At 69.8% G+C, this 15,583-nt stretch carries 16 protein-coding genes; 9 read left to right on the top strand and 7 right to left on the bottom strand.

All coding sequences use genetic code 11. The features are described from left to right. The first annotated feature begins 125 nt into the window (after positions 1–125). Entirely contained in the window at positions 126–2,684 is a 2,559-nt protein-coding gene (locus ABT078_RS08180; RefSeq protein WP_351225123.1) for an ABC transporter ATP-binding protein/permease, read from the top strand. A 149-nt stretch (positions 2,685–2,833) separates the two neighbouring features. On the opposite strand, the gene ABT078_RS08175 is transcribed toward ABT078_RS08180, so the two are convergent. The 3 genes from ABT078_RS08175 to ABT078_RS08165 form a co-directional block, all read right to left on the bottom strand. Continuing rightward, positions 2,834–3,577 (bottom strand): transglycosylase SLT domain-containing protein, encoded by a 744-nt coding sequence (locus ABT078_RS08175; protein WP_351225121.1) that lies wholly within the window; start codon positions 3,575–3,577, stop codon positions 2,834–2,836. A gap of 316 nt (positions 3,578–3,893) precedes the next feature. After that, positions 3,894–4,982, bottom strand: coding sequence for an S-adenosylmethionine:tRNA ribosyltransferase-isomerase (locus tag ABT078_RS08170; RefSeq protein ID WP_351225119.1), 1,089 nt, complete (start codon positions 4,980–4,982; stop codon positions 3,894–3,896). Next, complete coding sequence (locus ABT078_RS08165; protein ID WP_351225117.1) at positions 4,979–5,674, bottom strand: SDR family NAD(P)-dependent oxidoreductase; 696 nt, start codon at positions 5,672–5,674, stop codon at positions 4,979–4,981. The genes ABT078_RS08170 and ABT078_RS08165 overlap by 4 nt, the downstream gene beginning before the upstream one ends. A gap of 170 nt (positions 5,675–5,844) precedes the next feature. On the opposite strand from ABT078_RS08165, the gene ABT078_RS08160 reads away from it, so the two are divergent. From ABT078_RS08160 to ABT078_RS08150, 3 genes are all read left to right on the top strand, one after another. Next, positions 5,845–6,993: a GAF domain-containing sensor histidine kinase gene (locus ABT078_RS08160; protein WP_351225115.1), complete on the top strand. Its 1,149-nt coding sequence runs from the start codon at positions 5,845–5,847 to the stop codon at positions 6,991–6,993. Next, positions 6,986–7,630, top strand: coding sequence for a response regulator (locus tag ABT078_RS08155; RefSeq protein ID WP_351225113.1), 645 nt, complete (start codon positions 6,986–6,988; stop codon positions 7,628–7,630). The genes ABT078_RS08160 and ABT078_RS08155 overlap by 8 nt, the downstream gene beginning before the upstream one ends. 172 nt (positions 7,631–7,802) lie before the next feature. Further along, entirely contained in the window at positions 7,803–8,045 is a 243-nt protein-coding gene (locus ABT078_RS08150; RefSeq protein WP_351225111.1) for a chaplin, read from the top strand. Positions 8,046–8,200: 155 nt separating this feature from the next. Here ABT078_RS08150 and ABT078_RS08145 read toward each other — a convergent pair whose 3' ends face one another. Then, on the bottom strand, positions 8,201–8,992 hold the full coding sequence (locus tag ABT078_RS08145; RefSeq protein WP_351225108.1) for an Rv1486c family protein: 792 nt from the start codon (positions 8,990–8,992) through the stop codon (positions 8,201–8,203). A 143-nt stretch (positions 8,993–9,135) separates the two neighbouring features. Between ABT078_RS08145 and ABT078_RS08140 the strand changes: the two genes are divergently transcribed. The 4 genes from ABT078_RS08140 (at position 9,136) to ABT078_RS08125 (ending at position 12,398) form a co-directional block, all read left to right on the top strand. After that, a complete protein-coding gene (locus tag ABT078_RS08140) occupies positions 9,136–9,927 on the top strand; it encodes an ABC transporter ATP-binding protein (RefSeq protein WP_351225106.1) in 792 nt (263 codons plus the stop codon). Between the two features lie 43 nt (positions 9,928–9,970). Then, a complete protein-coding gene (locus ABT078_RS08135; RefSeq protein WP_351225104.1) occupies positions 9,971–10,399 on the top strand; it encodes an NfeD family protein in 429 nt (142 codons plus the stop codon). Positions 10,400–10,538: 139 nt separating this feature from the next. Then, positions 10,539–11,522 carry an SPFH domain-containing protein gene (locus ABT078_RS08130; protein ID WP_351225102.1) on the top strand — a complete coding sequence of 328 codons (984 nt, stop codon included), beginning with the start codon at positions 10,539–10,541 and terminating at the stop codon, positions 11,520–11,522. A gap of 99 nt (positions 11,523–11,621) precedes the next feature. Beyond that, on the top strand, positions 11,622–12,398 hold the full coding sequence (locus ABT078_RS08125) for a sulfite exporter TauE/SafE family protein (RefSeq protein ID WP_351225100.1): 777 nt from the start codon (positions 11,622–11,624) through the stop codon (positions 12,396–12,398). 105 nt (positions 12,399–12,503) lie between these two features. Here ABT078_RS08125 and ABT078_RS08120 read toward each other — a convergent pair whose 3' ends face one another. From ABT078_RS08120 to ABT078_RS08110, 3 genes are all read right to left on the bottom strand, one after another. Then, complete coding sequence (locus ABT078_RS08120) at positions 12,504–13,034, bottom strand: HNH endonuclease (protein WP_351225098.1); 531 nt, start codon at positions 13,032–13,034, stop codon at positions 12,504–12,506. Between the two features lie 173 nt (positions 13,035–13,207). Then, entirely contained in the window at positions 13,208–13,741 is a 534-nt protein-coding gene (locus ABT078_RS08115; protein WP_351225096.1) for a YbhB/YbcL family Raf kinase inhibitor-like protein, read from the bottom strand. Between the two features lie 52 nt (positions 13,742–13,793). Beyond that, complete coding sequence (locus tag ABT078_RS08110; protein WP_351225094.1) at positions 13,794–14,576, bottom strand: sporulation protein; 783 nt, start codon at positions 14,574–14,576, stop codon at positions 13,794–13,796. An 84-nt stretch (positions 14,577–14,660) separates the two neighbouring features. Between ABT078_RS08110 and ABT078_RS08105 the strand changes: the two genes are divergently transcribed. Further along, entirely contained in the window at positions 14,661–15,302 is a 642-nt protein-coding gene (locus tag ABT078_RS08105) for a DNA-3-methyladenine glycosylase (protein ID WP_351225092.1), read from the top strand. The last annotated feature ends 281 nt before the right edge of the window (positions 15,303–15,583 follow it).

Genomic DNA, 15,583 nt, shown 5'->3' with positions numbered 1-15,583 from the left:
ACACCGTCTTGAGGAGGGCCGACTTTCGGTTACGGGACCGGGCCTGAAATAGTTCCTCACGATGTTCACCATCCCTAGACTCCCTGCGACGGGGGTAACTCGGGGGACAACTAGTGGGGCATGGAGTGCCTGAACTCGTACTGGAATTGAACGGAAGGACCTGGACCCTCGATCCGTCCAGGTCGTACACCCTGGGACGCGATCCTCAGGGGGACCTGGTGATCGAGGACGCCAGGGTCTCCTGGCGGCACGCCACCATCAGCTGGGGCGGCCGGAGTTGGGTCATCGAGGACCACGGCAGCACCAACGGCACCTATGTGCAGGGTCAGCGGATCCACCAGATGGAGATCGGCCCCGGCTCCGCCGTGCACCTCGGCAACGCCACCGACGGCCCGCGGCTCAGTCTGTCCGGTGCCGCCGCCGACGCGTACAGCGCCCAGAAGCCCGCCCCGCAGCAGGCGCAGGGCGCGGCGGGCGCGCAGGCCCAGCAGCCGCAGCAGTGGCAGCAGCAGGGCCAGGGGCCGGGCCAGGCGCAGGCCCAGGTCCCGCAGCAGCAGTGGCAGCAGCAGGCCCCGGCCGCGCAGATCCCGCACCAGCACTCCCCGGGGCAGCACTCCCCGGGCCAAGGCGCTGCCGCGGGCGCGCCGCCGGTGTACGGCGACCGCAGCCCGACCACCTTCCACCAGTTCTCGCTCGGCCGCGTCATGCGCATCGGCCGTGCGCTCGACAACGAGCTCGTGGTCTCCGACCTGCAGGTCTCCCGCCACCACGCCGAGTTCCACGCCACGCCCGACGGCCGTTTCGAGATCCGCGACCTCGGTTCCCACAACGGCACGTACGTCAACGGCCAGCCGATCGCCAAGGGCGGCACGGCGCTCCTCGGCCCCAACGACATCGTCGGCGTCGGCCACTCGACCTTCCGTATCGTCGGCGGACAGCTCGAGGAGTTCGTCGACACCGGCGAGGTCTCCTTCTCCGCCCGCCATCTCACGGTGACGGTCGACGGCGGCAAGCAGATCCTGAAGGACGTCTCCTTCGGCGTCCCGGAGAAGTCGCTCGTCGCGGTCATCGGCCCGTCCGGCTCCGGCAAGTCGACCCTGCTGAAGGCGCTCACGGGCTACCGTCCGGCCAACCAGGGCGATGTCCTCTACGACAACCGGAACCTGTACAAGCAGTTCGCCGAGCTGCGCCAGCGCATCGGTCTGGTTCCGCAGGACGACATCCTGCACAAGGAGCTGACGGTCAAGAAGGCGCTCAAGTACGCCGCCAAGCTGCGCTTCCCCGCCGACACCACTGCCCAGGAGCGCGAGGCCCGCATCGACGAGGTGCTGCGCGAGCTCAAGCTGGACATCCACAAGGACAAGAAGGTCACCTCCCTCTCCGGCGGTCAGCGCAAGCGTGTCTCCGTCGCCCTGGAGCTGCTGACCAAGCCCTCCCTGATCTTCCTGGACGAGCCGACCTCCGGCCTCGACCCGGGCATGGACCGCGACGTCATGCAGCTGCTCCGCGGTCTCGCCGACGACGGCCGCACCGTCCTCGTCGTCACGCACTCCGTGGCGGAGCTCGCGCTGTGCGACAAGCTGCTCGTAATGGCGCCCGGCGGTTCGGTGGCCTACTTCGGCCCGCCGGAGGAGGCGCTGAACTTCTTCGGCTACGACACCTGGGCCGATGTCTTCTCCGCCTTCGAGAACTACCGCGACTACGACTGGGCGGGCCGTTGGAAGGGCTCGCAGCACTACCAGATGTACGCCGCGGACATCGACGCCGTCGCCCCGCAGTCGGTGCACATGCCGCCGCCGCAGGCGATCAGGCCGCCCAAGCCACAGGGCTGGTTCTCCCAGCTCGGCACGCTGGTCCGGCGCTATGTCTCGGTGATCGCATCCGACCGGGGCTTCCTCGCACTGATGGTGATCCTGCCGGCCGTGCTCGGCGCGGTGAGCCTGCTCATCGATCCGGACAAGGGCCTGCTCCCCAACGGGGCGAACCCGCAGAGCGGCAGGATCATCCCCAACGGCACGGCCACGACCGTGCTGCTGATCCTCGCGGTCGGCGCGTGCTTCGCCGGCGCCGCCAACTCCGTCCGTGAGCTGATCAAGGAACGGGTGATCTACGAGCGCGAGCGCGCGACGGGCCTGTCCCGCTCCGCGTACCTGATGTCCAAGGTGATCGTCCTCGGCATGATCACGGTGTTCCAGGGTGCGCTGGTGGGTGTCATCGGCTTCTCCAGCCGTGAGATCCCCGAGGAGGGCCTCGTCCTCGGCAGCGCCACGCTCCTGGAGCTCTCGCTTCCGATCATGGCGCTCGGATTCACCTCGATGATGTTCGGCCTGATCATCTCGGCACTCGTGAAGACCGCCGAGAAGACCATGCCGCTGCTGGTGATGTTCGCCATCGTCCAGGTCGTCTTCACCGGCTGTCTGTTCATTCTGAACGGCACCGTCGGCGTGAACGAGTTCTCGTACCTCATGCCGTCCCGCTGGGCGGTCGCCGCCGCAGGCGCCACGCTGGACTTCAACAAGATCAGCCCGAACCAGGACGACCCTTCCAACACGGACCCGCTCTGGGACCACGAGGTCGGGGCCTGGGGCCTGGACATGGCCGCCCTGCTGGCGCTCGGCGCGGTGTGCGGTTTCTTCGTGGCACGTTTCCTGCGCCGTCACGAGCCCGAGGTCATGCGCAAGTAACCGCGCAGCACGCGCGACGCGGTCGTCCGCACCCGCGGTCGTCCGCACCCGCGGTCGTACGACGCCGAAGGGCGGCACCCCGCACGGGGTGCCGCCCTTCGGCGTGTGTGTCCGGCAGCGGTACAGCCGTACCGCCTTCACAGCGTCCGTCAGTAGGCGCTGTTGACGTTGTCGATCGAGCCGTAGCGGTCGGCCGCGTAGTTGCAGGCGGCGACGATGTTGGCGACCGGGTCGTACTGGTCCCAGGCGGTGCCGGGGATGTGGTACGCGTCGAAGGTGGGCTTGATGACCTGCAGCAGGCCCTTGGACGGAACACCGTTGATGGCGTTGATGTCCCAGTTGTTGATCGCGCGCGGGTTACCGCTCGACTCGCGCATGACGTTCTTGTGGATGCCGTGGTAGCTGCCCGGGATGTCGTGCTTCTTCATGATGTCCAGGGCCTCGCGGATCCAGCCGTCCAGGTTGTTGGCGTAGACCGGCTTGCGGGCGGCGGCGCGGCTGGCGGCGGCCTGCTTCGCGGCGCGCGCCTCGGCCTTGGCCTTGGCGGCGGCCTCGGCCTTCGCCTTGGCGGCAGCGGCGGCCTGGGCCTCCGCCTTGGCCTTGATCGCGGCGGCGGCGTCGGCCTTGACCTTCGCCTCCTGCTGGGCCTTGGCGTCGAGGAAGGCGGACTGGTTGGCGATGCTCGCCTGAAGGGCGGCGACCTTCGCCGTGTCGACGCTGGAGGACCAGGCGACATTCGCGGAGGACACGGCCTGCGTCTCGGTCTCGGCGACGGCGTTGCCCGGGACGAGGGAGAACGCGAGGGCGGAGGCGCCAACGGCGGCCACACCGGCAATCGTGAACTTGTGGGTCTTGGACAGACGAGCGGAACCGTGGGTGCGGGACGCGAACATGCGAGACGTACCTCTTCGAATAGCGGGTCGTCGCTACAGCCGGGTGGCTCAGCGCCTTCTCGGCGGCGACGGAACGCAATTCTTAGCGGCAGCAAAATCCTGTGGCAAAGGTGTGACGTACTACCCCGCATAGTGGATCAGGGTCAGGTGCGGACGCCCGAAAAGTGGCCCTGCTACCCGTTCACGTGGCGATTATTCGTCCCTTTTGGTTCCACTAGTTCGCTTCGTAAGTGATGTGGGTCCTATGCGCGGGCTCACATCGGGCACGCCGCAACCTCACCACCTGTTGATTCCTCATTGCAAAGCGTGAAGGTTGTCATTCGGGAATGAGGTGGGTGTCGCCGAACTCGTGCCAGAGGTAGAGACGGCGTAGTGCCTCGGCATAACCGCTCGCCAGGGCCTCGCGGCCGGCGATCGCCTCCAGCATCAGCAGATGCGAGGCCTCCGGCTCGTGCAGCCCGGTCAGCAGGCCGTCCACGGCCCGTACCCCGCGTCCGGGGGTGACGACGAGGTCGGTCCAGCCGGAGGCCGCGCGCACGACCCCGTCGGGGCCCGCGGCCGACTCCAGGGCCCGTACCGCCGTCGTCCCGACCGCGACGATCCTCCCGCCCGTCGCCCGGCCACCACCCCTGAACGAGACGCTTCGCGCCGCGAGACGATGCGCACGGGCCGCGTTCACCAGCCACGCCGTGGTCGCGGGCACAGCGAAGCGCTCCGGGTACGGCGGTTCGTGCGCCTCAGCCGACGCCACACCCGTGTGCAGCGTGATCGGAGCGAACTGCACCCCCCGGCACACCAGCCCCGCCACCAGGGCCTCGGTGAAGGGGCGGGCCGCACTGGGCATCTCGGCCGAGCCGGCCCCGTCGGGCACGGGCAGCGCGAACACCGTCTGATATGCGGCCAGCGGCTGGTCGCGTTCCGTGTAGCGGTAGCGGATGGGCCTGCCGTACCTCTTCATCAGTGTCGGCACGTCGACCGACGCCCGGGCCCACCACAGCCGGTCCGCGCCCCGCACCAGCGGTTCCTCCGGTACGAGCAGCCCGCCGCCGGGCAGCCGGATCTGTGCCCCCGCCGGTCCGCCCGCCCTCGGCAGCGTGCTCCCCGTCCCGTCCGGCGAACGCAGCTCCACCGCCCACAGGCCCTCGTCCCCGCGCGTGGAGAAGTGGACGACCAGCCGCTCCGCGCCCAGCCGGCCGTCCACCGCGGCGGGCAGCGTCGCCGACGTGTTCACCACCAGCACGTCACCGGCGCGCAGCAGTCCCGGCAGCTCCCGGAACGCGTGATGCGACACCTCCGTCCCCCGCGACACCATCAGCCGTACGTCGTCCCGCCCGCGCCCGCGCTGCTCCGCCGGCACCCGTGCCGACAACTCCGTCGGCACCCGCAGCGTCTCCAGCCCCTTCACCGCGCCCCCAGCAGCGAAGGCGCCGCATACCGTCCGCTCACCGGCCGCTCGTCCAGCAGCCGCAGGAAGCCCGGCACCACGGACTCCGCCGAGGGCCTCGGCTCGTCGTCGTCCGGCACGGCCGCCGCGTACAGATCCGTCTGCATGTCGCCCGGGTCGACCGTCCACACCCGCAGGTCCGGCTCCTCCACCGCCAGGACCGCCGCGAGGTGGTCCAGCGCCGCCTTTGAAGCCCCGTAACCGCCCCACGTCTCGTACGCCTCCGCCGCCGCGTCCGACGAGACCGCGATCACCGCCCCCGCACCGCTCTCCCGCAGCAGCGGCAGCGCCTCCTGCACGAGCCCGAGCGCGGCCACCGCATTGGTCTCCAGCGCCACCCGCAGCCCTTCGAGCGGGAGCTCCTCGAGCCGCACCAGCGGCTCGGCGCCCAGCGCGCTGGCGTTGCTCACCAGCAGCTCGAGCGAGCCGAGGTCCTTGGCCGCGGACACCAGGTCCTGGCGGTGACCGGCGTCCGTGACGTCCCCGGGCAGCGCCACGACGCGAGTCCCGTACCGCTCCAGTTCGCCGGCGGTGCCCTCCAGTACGTCCGGCGTCCGCGCGTCCAGCACCAGATCCCAGCCACGCTGCGCGAGCGCCGCACCCAGCGCACGCCCGAGCCCCTTCGACGCCCCCGTGATGATCGCGACAGGCATGACATCCATCCCCTCTGTGTCGGTGCCACCAGCGTGGATCGGGGCCCGGGCCGGCCACCTCGTCCCGGGGCCCGTACCGTGCAGGGCACTTCGACCTAGGCCCTCGGCCCCAGTGGGACGCCGTCCACAGGCCGATACGCACGGTCACGCCCCGCCGGTACGGTGATCTCATGAGCCATCGACCGAGCTCCGGCCTCGCCGCGGTGAGCACCGCTCTCCTCGCGATGAGCAGGCATCTCGAGGTGCGCGACGTCCTCAAGACGATCGTCGCCTCGGCCCGCGAGCTGCTCGACGCCGAGTACGCGGCGCTGGGCGTGCCCGACGACCACGGAGGCTTCGCCCAGTTCGTCGTCGACGGCGTCAGCGACGAGCAGTGGCGGGCGATCGGACCGCTCCCGCGCCAGCACGGCATCCTCGCCGCGATGCTCAGGGACGCGAAGCCCGAGCGGCTCGCCGATGTGCGCAAGGACCCGCGCTTCGAGGGCTGGCCGTCCGCCCACCCCGACATGTCCGACTTCCTGGGCCTGCCCATCAAGGACGGCGACGAGACGATCGGTGCGCTGTTCCTCGCCAACAAGAGGTGCCCCAGACCGGCAGGCAGCGGTTGCGGCTTCACCGGGGACGACGAGGAGCTTCTCTCGATCCTCGCCCAGCACGCCGCGATCGCCCTCACCAACGCCCGGCTGTACGAGCGCAGCCGCGAGCTCACCATCGCCGAGGAGCGCTCGCGCCTCGCCCATGAGCTGCACGACGCCGTCAGCCAGAAGCTCTTCTCGCTGCGGCTGACCGCCCAGGCCGCCGCCACGCTCGTGGACCGCGACCCCGTCCGCGCCAAGGGGGAGCTGCAGCAGGTCGCCGTCCTCGCCGCCGAGGCCGCCGACGAGCTGCGGGCGGCCGTGGTGGAGCTGCGCCCCGCCGCCCTCGACGAGGACGGCCTGGTCAACACGCTGCGTACGCAGATACAGGTTCTCGACCGCGCCCACACCGCCCACGTCACTTTCGACAGCTGCGGGGTCCGGGCACTGCCCGCCGCCCAGGAGGAGGCACTCCTGCGGGTCGCGCAGGAGGCCCTGCACAACGCCCTGCGTCACTCGGGCGCGGAGCTCGTCGCGGTCAGCCTGGCCCGCAGGGGCCAGGGCGCGGTCCTCAGCGTCACGGACGACGGCAGGGGTTTCGAGCCCCGCTCGGTCCGCAGGGCGGGCCGCCACCTCGGTCTCGTCTCCATGCGCGACCGGGCGGGCGGTGTCGGCGGCACACTCACGGTGGAATCGGCGCCCGGCAAGGGCACCACGATCGAGATGGAGGTGCCCGGTGGGTGACAAGGCGATCCGGGTGCTGCTGGTGGACGATCATCAGGTCGTCCGCCGCGGCCTGCGTACGTTTCTCGAGGTCCAGGACGACATCGAGGTCGTGGGGGAGGCGGGGGACGGCGACGAGGGCGTCGCGCGTGCCGAGGAGCTGAAGCCCGACGTCGTCCTGATGGACGTGAAGATGCCCGGCACCGACGGCATCGAGGCCCTGCGCAAACTCCGCGCGCTCGCCAACCCGGCGAAGGTGCTGGTGGTCACGAGCTTCACGGAGCAGCGGACGGTGGTCCCCGCCCTGCGGGCCGGCGCGTCCGGTTATGTGTACAAGGACGTGGACCCGGAGGCGCTGGCCGGCGCGATCCGGTCCGTGCATGCGGGCCATGTCCTGCTCCAGCCCGAGGTCGCGGGTGCGCTGCTCGCCCAGGACGACCCCTCCACCGGGCAGGGGCGGGGCACGTCGCTCACCGAGCGGGAGCGCGAGGTGCTCGGCCTGATCGCCGACGGCCGCTCCAACCGGGAGATCGCGCGGGCCCTGGTCCTCTCCGAGAAGACGGTGAAGACGCACGTGTCGAACATTCTGATGAAGCTCGATCTTGCGGACCGCACCCAGGCCGCGCTCTGGGCCGTGCGCCACGGGCTCACGGGCTGATCGGATCGTTTCGGCAGGTCAGGCCGACAGCCATCCGGACCGTCGCCTTCCGGTGTGAGATTCATACCGTCGGGTGTATGTCGCCCACATGGCGTATCCCGGGCGATGTTCCGGCGTTCTCCATGGCGTGCTGCCGCGAACCCGCCGCAGCGATGACCAGGAGGGTCCTGAAGTGAAGAACCTGAAGAAGGCCGTAGCCGTCACCATGGCCGCCGGTGGCCTCATCGCCGCCGGTGCCGGTGTTGCGTCCGCCACCTCCGCGCACGCCGGCGGCCAGACCAGCCACTCGCCGGGCGTCGGCTCCGGCAACCTGGTCCAGGTCCCGGTCCACGTCCCGGTCAACGCCGTGGGCAACACGGTGAACGTCATCGGCGCGCTCAACCCGGCGTTCGGCAACGAGGGCGTCAACTTCTGAGTTCCGACGCAGCCGCCGGCGGTCCCCGCCGCGTCGCCGTGACCACCGGACCCCGGGCATCGCCCGGGGTCCGGTCGCCTCACGCGCCCCTCGCACCGCGGGGCCCCGCCCGCCACCGCGACGCGGCGTCCGGCGGCGCAGGGTTCGAGGCCCCGCTAGTGGTCCCTCTGCCGCTCCAGCTCCTCGACGTACGCGTTGTACGCCGCCACCTGGGCGCGCCGGGCCACCCGCTCCACGGGCCGCAGCGCCGCACCCCGCGCCGCCATTTCCGACGCGCTCACCGCACCGCCGTGCCCGTGGTCGTACGCCAGCGAGATCAGCAGCCCGATCCGCTGCGCCAGCTCCAGCACCCGCACCGCACGAGGCGGATACCCGGGCGCCAGCACCTCGCGGCCCGCGTGAGCCCGAGCACGGTACGCGTCCACCGCCGCCTCCGCGACCGGGCCCGACGCCGCCACATCGAGCCGCGACAGCACCGCCGTCGCCTCCCGCAGCGCCTCCGCGAGCTCGCGCTCCGCCTCGCCGAGCGAGGGCACGTCGGCCGGCGGAGCCTCCCGCACGGGCAGGCAGTGCCAGACGACCTCCACGTGCACATCACCGGCCGGCCCGGCCTCGTACACCTCCGGCACCAGCCCGTACGCCGCCCCGTGGCCGACGACCGCCTCCTCGGCCTCCAGCGCCCGCGCATTGAACGCAGGCGGCCCGCTGAGCCCCAGCGGATGCCCCGGCGCGGGCAGCGCGACGCGGAAGCCGCTCACACCGAACCCGCGCAGCCGTCCGAGCGCCAGCGTGAGCCCGACCGGGCCCGCCTCGCCCGGCAGCCCCTCCACACGGTGCACCGCGTCGTCCCCGACAATCGCAAGCACCGCGTCATCCGGTGATACATATCCGGCCAACAGGGCATTTCCCCATGCGGCCAGCCGTCCTGAGCGTGGTTCCGAGAGCATGGACCCAGCCTAGGTACCGGACCGGGCCGTCGACCCACCCGGCAGGTGGCGTAGGTTTTCCCTGGGAGTCACGCCCACAGGCGGACCGGACTCCCGGGACTTCTCGAGACCTCTCGACGATTGCATGGGGAGACAACGCGCTCATGAGCGATGTACTGGAGCTGGTGGACGTATCCGTGGTCCGCGACGGACGCGCTCTGGTGGACGACGTCTCCTGGTCGGTCAAAGAGGGCGAGCGCTGGGTGATCCTCGGCCCCAACGGCGCCGGCAAGACCACCCTGCTCAACATCGCCTCCAGCTATCTCTTCCCCACCACCGGCACGGCGACGGTCCTCGGCGACCGGCTCGGCAAGGTGGACGTCTTCGAGCTCCGCCCCCGCATCGGCATCGCCGGCATCGCCATGGCGGAGAAGCTGCCCAAGCGCCAGACGGTCCTGCAGACCGTCCTCACCGCCGCCTACGGCATGACCGCCACCTGGCACGAGGACTACGACGCCGTCGACGAGGAGCGCGCCCGCGCCTTCCTCGACCGGCTCGGCATGTCCGACTACCTGGACCGCAAGTTCGGCACGCTCTCCGAGGGCGAGCGCAAGCGCACCCTCATCGCCCGCGCGCTGATGACCGACCCCGAGCTGCTTCTCCTGGACGAGCCCGCCGCCGGGCTCGACCTCGGCGGCCGCGAGGACCTGGTGCGCCGCCTCGGCCGGCTCGCCCGCGACCCCTACGCACCCTCCATGATCATGGTCACCCACCATGTCGAGGAGATCGCACCCGGCTTCACCCACGTCCTCATGGTCCGCCAGGGCAAGGTGCTCGCCGCCGGGCCCATGGAGACCGAGCTGACCTCCCGGAACCTGTCCCTCTGCTTCGGCCTGCCGCTCGTCGTCGAGAGCAACGGCGAACGCTGGACGGCCCACGGCCTGCCGCTCGCCTGATCGCGCCCTGTCGGGGCGGCGTCCGCGGTCCTACCATGCCCCTGTGGACATCGACGCATGGGTGTGGTGGCTCATCGCAGCGGTGGGACTCGGCATCCCGCTCGTGCTCACCGCCATGCCCGAATTCGGCATGCTCTCCGCAGGAGCGGTCGCCGGAGCCGGCACCGCGGCCCTCGGGTTCGGCGTGGTGGCGCAAGTGCTGGTGTTCGCCGCGGTGTCGGTCGCGCTCATCGCGGTCGTACGGCCCATCGCGGCCCGCCACAGCTCCCAACGCCCCCAACTGGCCACGGGCATCGACGCCCTGAAGGGGCGTCAAGCCGTCGTCCTGGAACGGGTCGACGGCACCGGTGGCCGCATCAAACTCGCGGGAGAGGTCTGGTCGGCGCGTTCGCTCGACACGGAACGGGCCTTCGAACCCGGTGAGCAGGTCGACGTCGTGGAGATCGACGGAGCGACCGCCGTGGTCATGTGACCGCCCGCCAGGTGACCACCCGTCACGACACCGATGGCCACTCGTCATGATCATGTGACCGAACCGCCCCCACGACCGTCCGCGGTCTGGGAAACTCGATCATCAGATCCATCCGGCAGCGAAGGGCACGGGGAGCACGATGCCATCGATCATCATCGTCCTGGTCATTCTGGTGATCCTGGTGTTCATCGCCCTGATCAAGACGATCCAGGTCATCCCACAGGCCAGCGCCGCCATCGTCGAACGGTTCGGCCGCTACACCCGCACCCTCAACGCGGGCCTGAACATCGTGGTCCCGTTCATCGACTCGATCCGCAACCGGATCGACCTCCGGGAGCAGGTCGTCCCCTTCCCGCCCCAGCCGGTGATCACCCAGGACAACCTCGTCGTCAACATCGACACCGTCATCTACTACCAGGTGACCGACGCCAGGGCCGCGACGTACGAAGTCGCCAGCTACATCCAGGCGATCGAGCAGCTCACCGTCACCACCCTGCGCAACATCATCGGTGGCATGGACCTCGAACGCACGCTCACCTCCCGCGAGGAGATCAACGCGGCCCTGCGCGGCGTCCTCGACGAGGCCACCGGCAAATGGGGCATCCGCGTCAACCGCGTCGAGCTCAAGGCCATCGAGCCCCCGACCTCCATCCAGGACTCGATGGAGAAGCAGATGCGCGCCGACCGCGACAAGCGCGCCGCGATCCTCACCGCCGAAGGCATCCGTCAGTCGCAGATCCTCACCGCCGAGGGTGAGAAGCAGTCCGCGATCCTGCGCGCCGAAGGTGAGGCCAAGGCCGCCGCCCTGCGCGCCGAGGGCGAGGCCCAGGCGATCCGTACGGTCTTCGAGTCCATCCACGCCGGTGACCCCGACCAGAAGCTGCTCTCGTACCAGTATCTCCAGATGCTCCCGAAGATCGCCGAGGGCGACGCCAACAAGCTCTGGATCGTGCCCAGCGAGATCGGCGACGCGCTCAAGGGCCTCTCCGGCGCCCTCGGCAACTTCGGCGGCAGCCCGCTCGGCGGCAACAGGAGCGACAACGGCGGCAACGGGAACGGCGGCAACACCATCCCGAAGCAGGGCGGCGGCACCGAACGCCGTGAGCAGCCCCCCATCGACTGACCCGGCCCCCCTCAACCGGCAGAGACGTGCAGTCGTGCATGATCGATGCGGCCCCTCGACCTTCAAGGCGGGGAGGCAGCACTCTGATCATGTAAGGAGATGGCGTTGTCCGTCTGGGAAGCGCTCGCGGTGTTCGCCGCCGGTACGGCAGCCGGCACGATCAACACCATCGTCGGCTCGGGGACGCTCATCACCTTCCCCGTTCTGCTCGCCACCGGACTGCCCCCGGTCACCGCGACCGTCTCGAACGCCCTCGGCCTGATACCGGGATCGGTCAGCGGAGCCATCGGCTACCGCGAGGAGCTCACCGGCCAGCGCCGCCGCATCCTCCGTCTCGGCTCCGCCGCCCTCATCGGAGGCCTCGGCGGAGCGATGCTGCTGCTCCTGCTGCCCTCGACGGCCTTCGAGACCGTCGTCCCCGTCCTGGTCGCGCTGGCCCTCGTGCTCGTGATCCTGCAGCCGCGGATCACCGGGGCCGTCCAGCGCCGGCGCGAGCGCAACGGGTCCGGAGCCCCCCACCCCGACGGCGGACCGCTCCTCTTCACCGCCATCATGCTCGCCAGCGTCTACGGCGGATACTTCACCGCCGCCCAGGGGATCATCTACCTCTCGCTCATGGGCATGCTGCTCCACGACAGCATGCAGCGCCTCAACGCGACGAAGAACGTCCTCGCCGCGATCGTCAACGGCGTGGCCGCGCTCTTCTTCCTCTTCGCCGCCGACTTCGACTGGACCGCGGTCCTGCTGATCGCGGTCGGCTCCGCCATCGGCGGCCAGATCGGCGCCAGGATCGGCCGCAAGCTCTCGCCCACGGTGCTGCGGACCGTGATCGTCATCGTGGGTACGGCCGCCATCGTCCAGCTGGTGCTGCGCTGACACCGTCGGCGCCACCCGCACGCGGAAGCCCGCCTCCCGAAGAAGGCGGGCCTCTGTCATCCCTGCTTCCGTCGCCCGACGGCTGCCGCCCGTACGACTGCGCGGTTACGCCGCCGACTGAACGACGGGCTGTGAGCTGTGCTGCGCCAGCCACTCCGGAAGCGCCGACCGCTCACCCGCCCGCAGCGCCAGCAGCATCGCGTCCGCCGGAGTCGGCACGAACGGCTCGTGCAGCAGCGGCATACCCGCCTGCTCCGGCGTACGGTCCGCCTTGCGGTGGTTGTCCTCGGCGCACGACGCGACGGTGTTCAGCCAGCTGTCCGCACCACCCTGCGCTCGCGGCACCACGTGGTCCACGGTCGTCGCCCGCCGCCCGCAGTATGCGCACCGGTTCTGGTCCCGTACCAGCACACCCCGCCTCGACCACGGGGCCTGTCTTCGGAACGGCACCCGTACGTATCTGCAGAGCCTGATCACCCGGGGCACCGGAAGATCCACCTCGGCACCACGCACACGCAGCTCGGGGTGGGCCTGCTCGACAACGGCCTTGTCCTGCAGCACGAGCACCACCGCACGGTTGAGCGTCACCGTCGAAAGCGGCTCGAAGCTCGCGTTCAGTACCAGCGTGTCCCGCATTGTGCCCCACCTCCCGTGTGCCGGCCCGGCCCTTGTGGCGGGCTCTGGGCTTGGATCAACTCTGGCCGGGCACGCCGCGATGGACAACGCAATATCCGCGCACAACGAAAGATGCCCGCTCCTGATCTCTCCAAGACCAGGAGCGGGCAAACAACAAGCGAACCCTCGGAAGGCTAGCCCCGGTTCTCGTACTCGCCGATGAGCTGGGCCCGCGCGAGCGCATGGAACCGCAGGTTGAAGCCCACGACCGCGGGCGACACATCGTCACGGGGCCCGAGCTTCTCCTGGTCCACCGCGTACACGGTGAACACGTAGCGGTGCGGTCCGTCGCCCTTCGGCGGCGCCGCCCCGCCGAAGTCCTTCGACCCGTAGTCGTTACGGACGTGCACGGCGCCCTTGGGCAGGCCCTCGAACGAACCGCTGCCGGCGCCCGCCGGCAGCTCCGTCACCGAGGCCGGGACGTCGAAAAGCACCCAGTGCCAGAAACCGCTTCCCGTCGGTGCGTCCGGGTCGAAGCACGTCACCGCGAAGCTCCTGGTCTCCGCGGGGAAGCCCTCCCAGCGCAGCTGCGGCGACGTGTTGCCGGACGAGTGGACCTGGGCGTCCTTCAGGACACCACCCGGCTCGATGTCGGCGCTCGTCACCGTGAACGACGGCACCGGCGGATGGAAGTCATGAGGCAGCGGAGCCCTCTTCGCCTCGGTCACGTCTGAACCTCCGAATCGGCGTTCCTGCGCATACGCGCTTGCGGCACCGAGCCTAGAGCCAGTTGCGACGGCCGCCGACATCGGCGAGCCACTGGTTGAGGTAAGCGGCGTAATCGGTCGCCTGGAAGTTGTGCAGATCCACCTGGAACGCGCGGTAGGAGTCGCTGCCCTGGCTGAAGAGCCCCGGCTTCTTGTCCATCTCCAGGACGACGTCCATCTCCCGGTTGTCGGCGACGAACGTCAGCTCGACCTGGTTCAGCCCCCGGTACTGCTGCGGCGGCAGGAACTCGATCTCCTGGTAGAACGGCAGCCGCTGCCGCGTTCCGCGAATGTGGCCGCGCTCCATGTCCGCGCTCTTGAAGCGGAAGCCCAGCTGGATGAAGGCGTCGAGAACCGCCTGCTGAGCCGGCAGCGGGTGCACATTGATCGGGTCCAGATCACCCGAGTCCAGGGCACGGGCGATCTCCAGCTCGGTCGTCACACCGATGTTCATCCCGTGCAGCTGCTGCCCGGCGATGCTCGTGATCGGAGTCTCCCAGGGGATCTCCAGACCGAACGGCACCACGTGCAGGGCACCGGCCTTCACCTCGAAGGCACCGCCGAGGCGCTGCTTGGTGAACTCGATGTCCTGCTTGACCTCCTGGTCACCACCCTCGACCTCGACCCGGGCCTGGAGACCGACCGACAGTCCCTCGATCTGCTGATCGACCGACCCGCCCTGGATCCGCACCTCGCCCTGGACGACGCCGCCCGGAACGACGTTCGCCTCGGTCAGCTCCGTCTCGACCGACGCACCGCCGGCACCCAAGCTCGCGAGCAGCCTCTTGAAGCCCATGTTCATTCCTCCTAGGTTCTGACCCCTACATACGCGCCAAGACCGTAGCCGGTTCCCCGGCAGGGACGAGTACCCTCCTAGGCCATGATCGAGAGCCCCGACCGAACGCCGCTGTCCCGGGACTTCTTCGACCGCCCGGTCCTCGTGGTCGCCCCCGATCTCCTCGGCCGCGTTCTGGTACGCAACAGCGAAGACGGCCCCATCGAACTCCGCCTCACCGAGGTGGAGGCCTACGCGGGCGAGGCCGACCCGGGCTCCCACGCCTACCGCGGCCGCACCGCCCGCAACGGAGTGATGTTCGGTCCGCCGGGACACGCGTACGTCTACTTCACCTACGGCATGTGGCACTGCCTCAATCTCGTATGCGGCCCCGAGCGCAGCGCCAGCGGAGTCCTGCTCCGCGCCGGCGAGATCCGGGTGGGCACCGAGCTCGCCCGCAAACGTCGAATCTCAGCCAGAAACGACAGGGAACTGGCCAAAGGCCCGGCCCGCCTGGCCACGGCCCTCGACATCGACCGCACCCTCGACGGCGCCGACGTCTGCGGTGGTACCGACACCCCTCTACGTATCCTCACCGGCACGCCTGCCGCCTCTGAACAGGTACGTAACGGCCCGCGCACGGGAGTGGGCGGGGCGGGGGCCGGCCACCCCTGGCGCTACTGGATCAGCGACGACCCCACCGTGAGCCCCTATCGGCCTCACTCGCCACGCCGCAGGTCAACTTGACTCTGCGTTTCGGGACGCCTAACGTAGCCCGAGCCGCTTGAACAGGGACTGCTGTTCAACAGCCCCCGAAGCGGCCATCCACTACTACGACGAACCCAAACCGGGTGGGATTTCGGCATGCCGAAATTCAACTCGATCGGCTCGATTATGAGTCGCCAGGGAAATCGGCTAACGTAGTGAACACGCCGAAAGGCAAAAGGCCCTCCAACGGCCACTGGAAACAGAATCCGAACCGGGAACGGAACGGAAAATGAATCTGGTAAGGTTGGAAACACCGAAGG

The organism is Streptomyces sp. NPDC002133 (genome assembly GCF_040296405.1).
In the GTDB taxonomy this organism is placed as follows: domain Bacteria; phylum Actinomycetota; class Actinomycetes; order Streptomycetales; family Streptomycetaceae; genus Streptomyces.
This window is presented reverse-complemented; position numbering and strand designations above follow the sequence as displayed.

What these genes read in the sequence shown, in the direction of transcription:
- ABT078_RS08175 (WP_351225121.1), bottom strand. Translation starts at nt 3,577, where the DNA reads ATGTTCGCGTCCCGCACCCACGGTTCCGCTCGTCTGTCCAAGACCCAC.
- ABT078_RS08165 (WP_351225117.1), bottom strand. Translation starts at nt 5,674, where the DNA reads ATGCCTGTCGCGATCATCACGGGGGCGTCGAAGGGGCTCGGGCGTGCG.
- ABT078_RS08160 (WP_351225115.1), top strand. Translation starts at nt 5,845, where the DNA reads ATGAGCCATCGACCGAGCTCCGGCCTCGCCGCGGTGAGCACCGCTCTC.
- ABT078_RS08145 (WP_351225108.1), bottom strand. Translation starts at nt 8,992, where the DNA reads ATGCTCTCGGAACCACGCTCAGGACGGCTGGCCGCATGGGGAAATGCC.
- ABT078_RS08140 (WP_351225106.1), top strand. Translation starts at nt 9,136, where the DNA reads ATGAGCGATGTACTGGAGCTGGTGGACGTATCCGTGGTCCGCGACGGA.
- ABT078_RS08130 (WP_351225102.1), top strand. Translation starts at nt 10,539, where the DNA reads ATGCCATCGATCATCATCGTCCTGGTCATTCTGGTGATCCTGGTGTTC.
- ABT078_RS08125 (WP_351225100.1), top strand. Translation starts at nt 11,622, where the DNA reads ATGGCGTTGTCCGTCTGGGAAGCGCTCGCGGTGTTCGCCGCCGGTACG.
- ABT078_RS08120 (WP_351225098.1), bottom strand. Translation starts at nt 13,034, where the DNA reads ATGCGGGACACGCTGGTACTGAACGCGAGCTTCGAGCCGCTTTCGACG.
- ABT078_RS08110 (WP_351225094.1), bottom strand. Translation starts at nt 14,576, where the DNA reads ATGGGCTTCAAGAGGCTGCTCGCGAGCTTGGGTGCCGGCGGTGCGTCG.
- ABT078_RS08105 (WP_351225092.1), top strand. Translation starts at nt 14,661, where the DNA reads ATGATCGAGAGCCCCGACCGAACGCCGCTGTCCCGGGACTTCTTCGAC.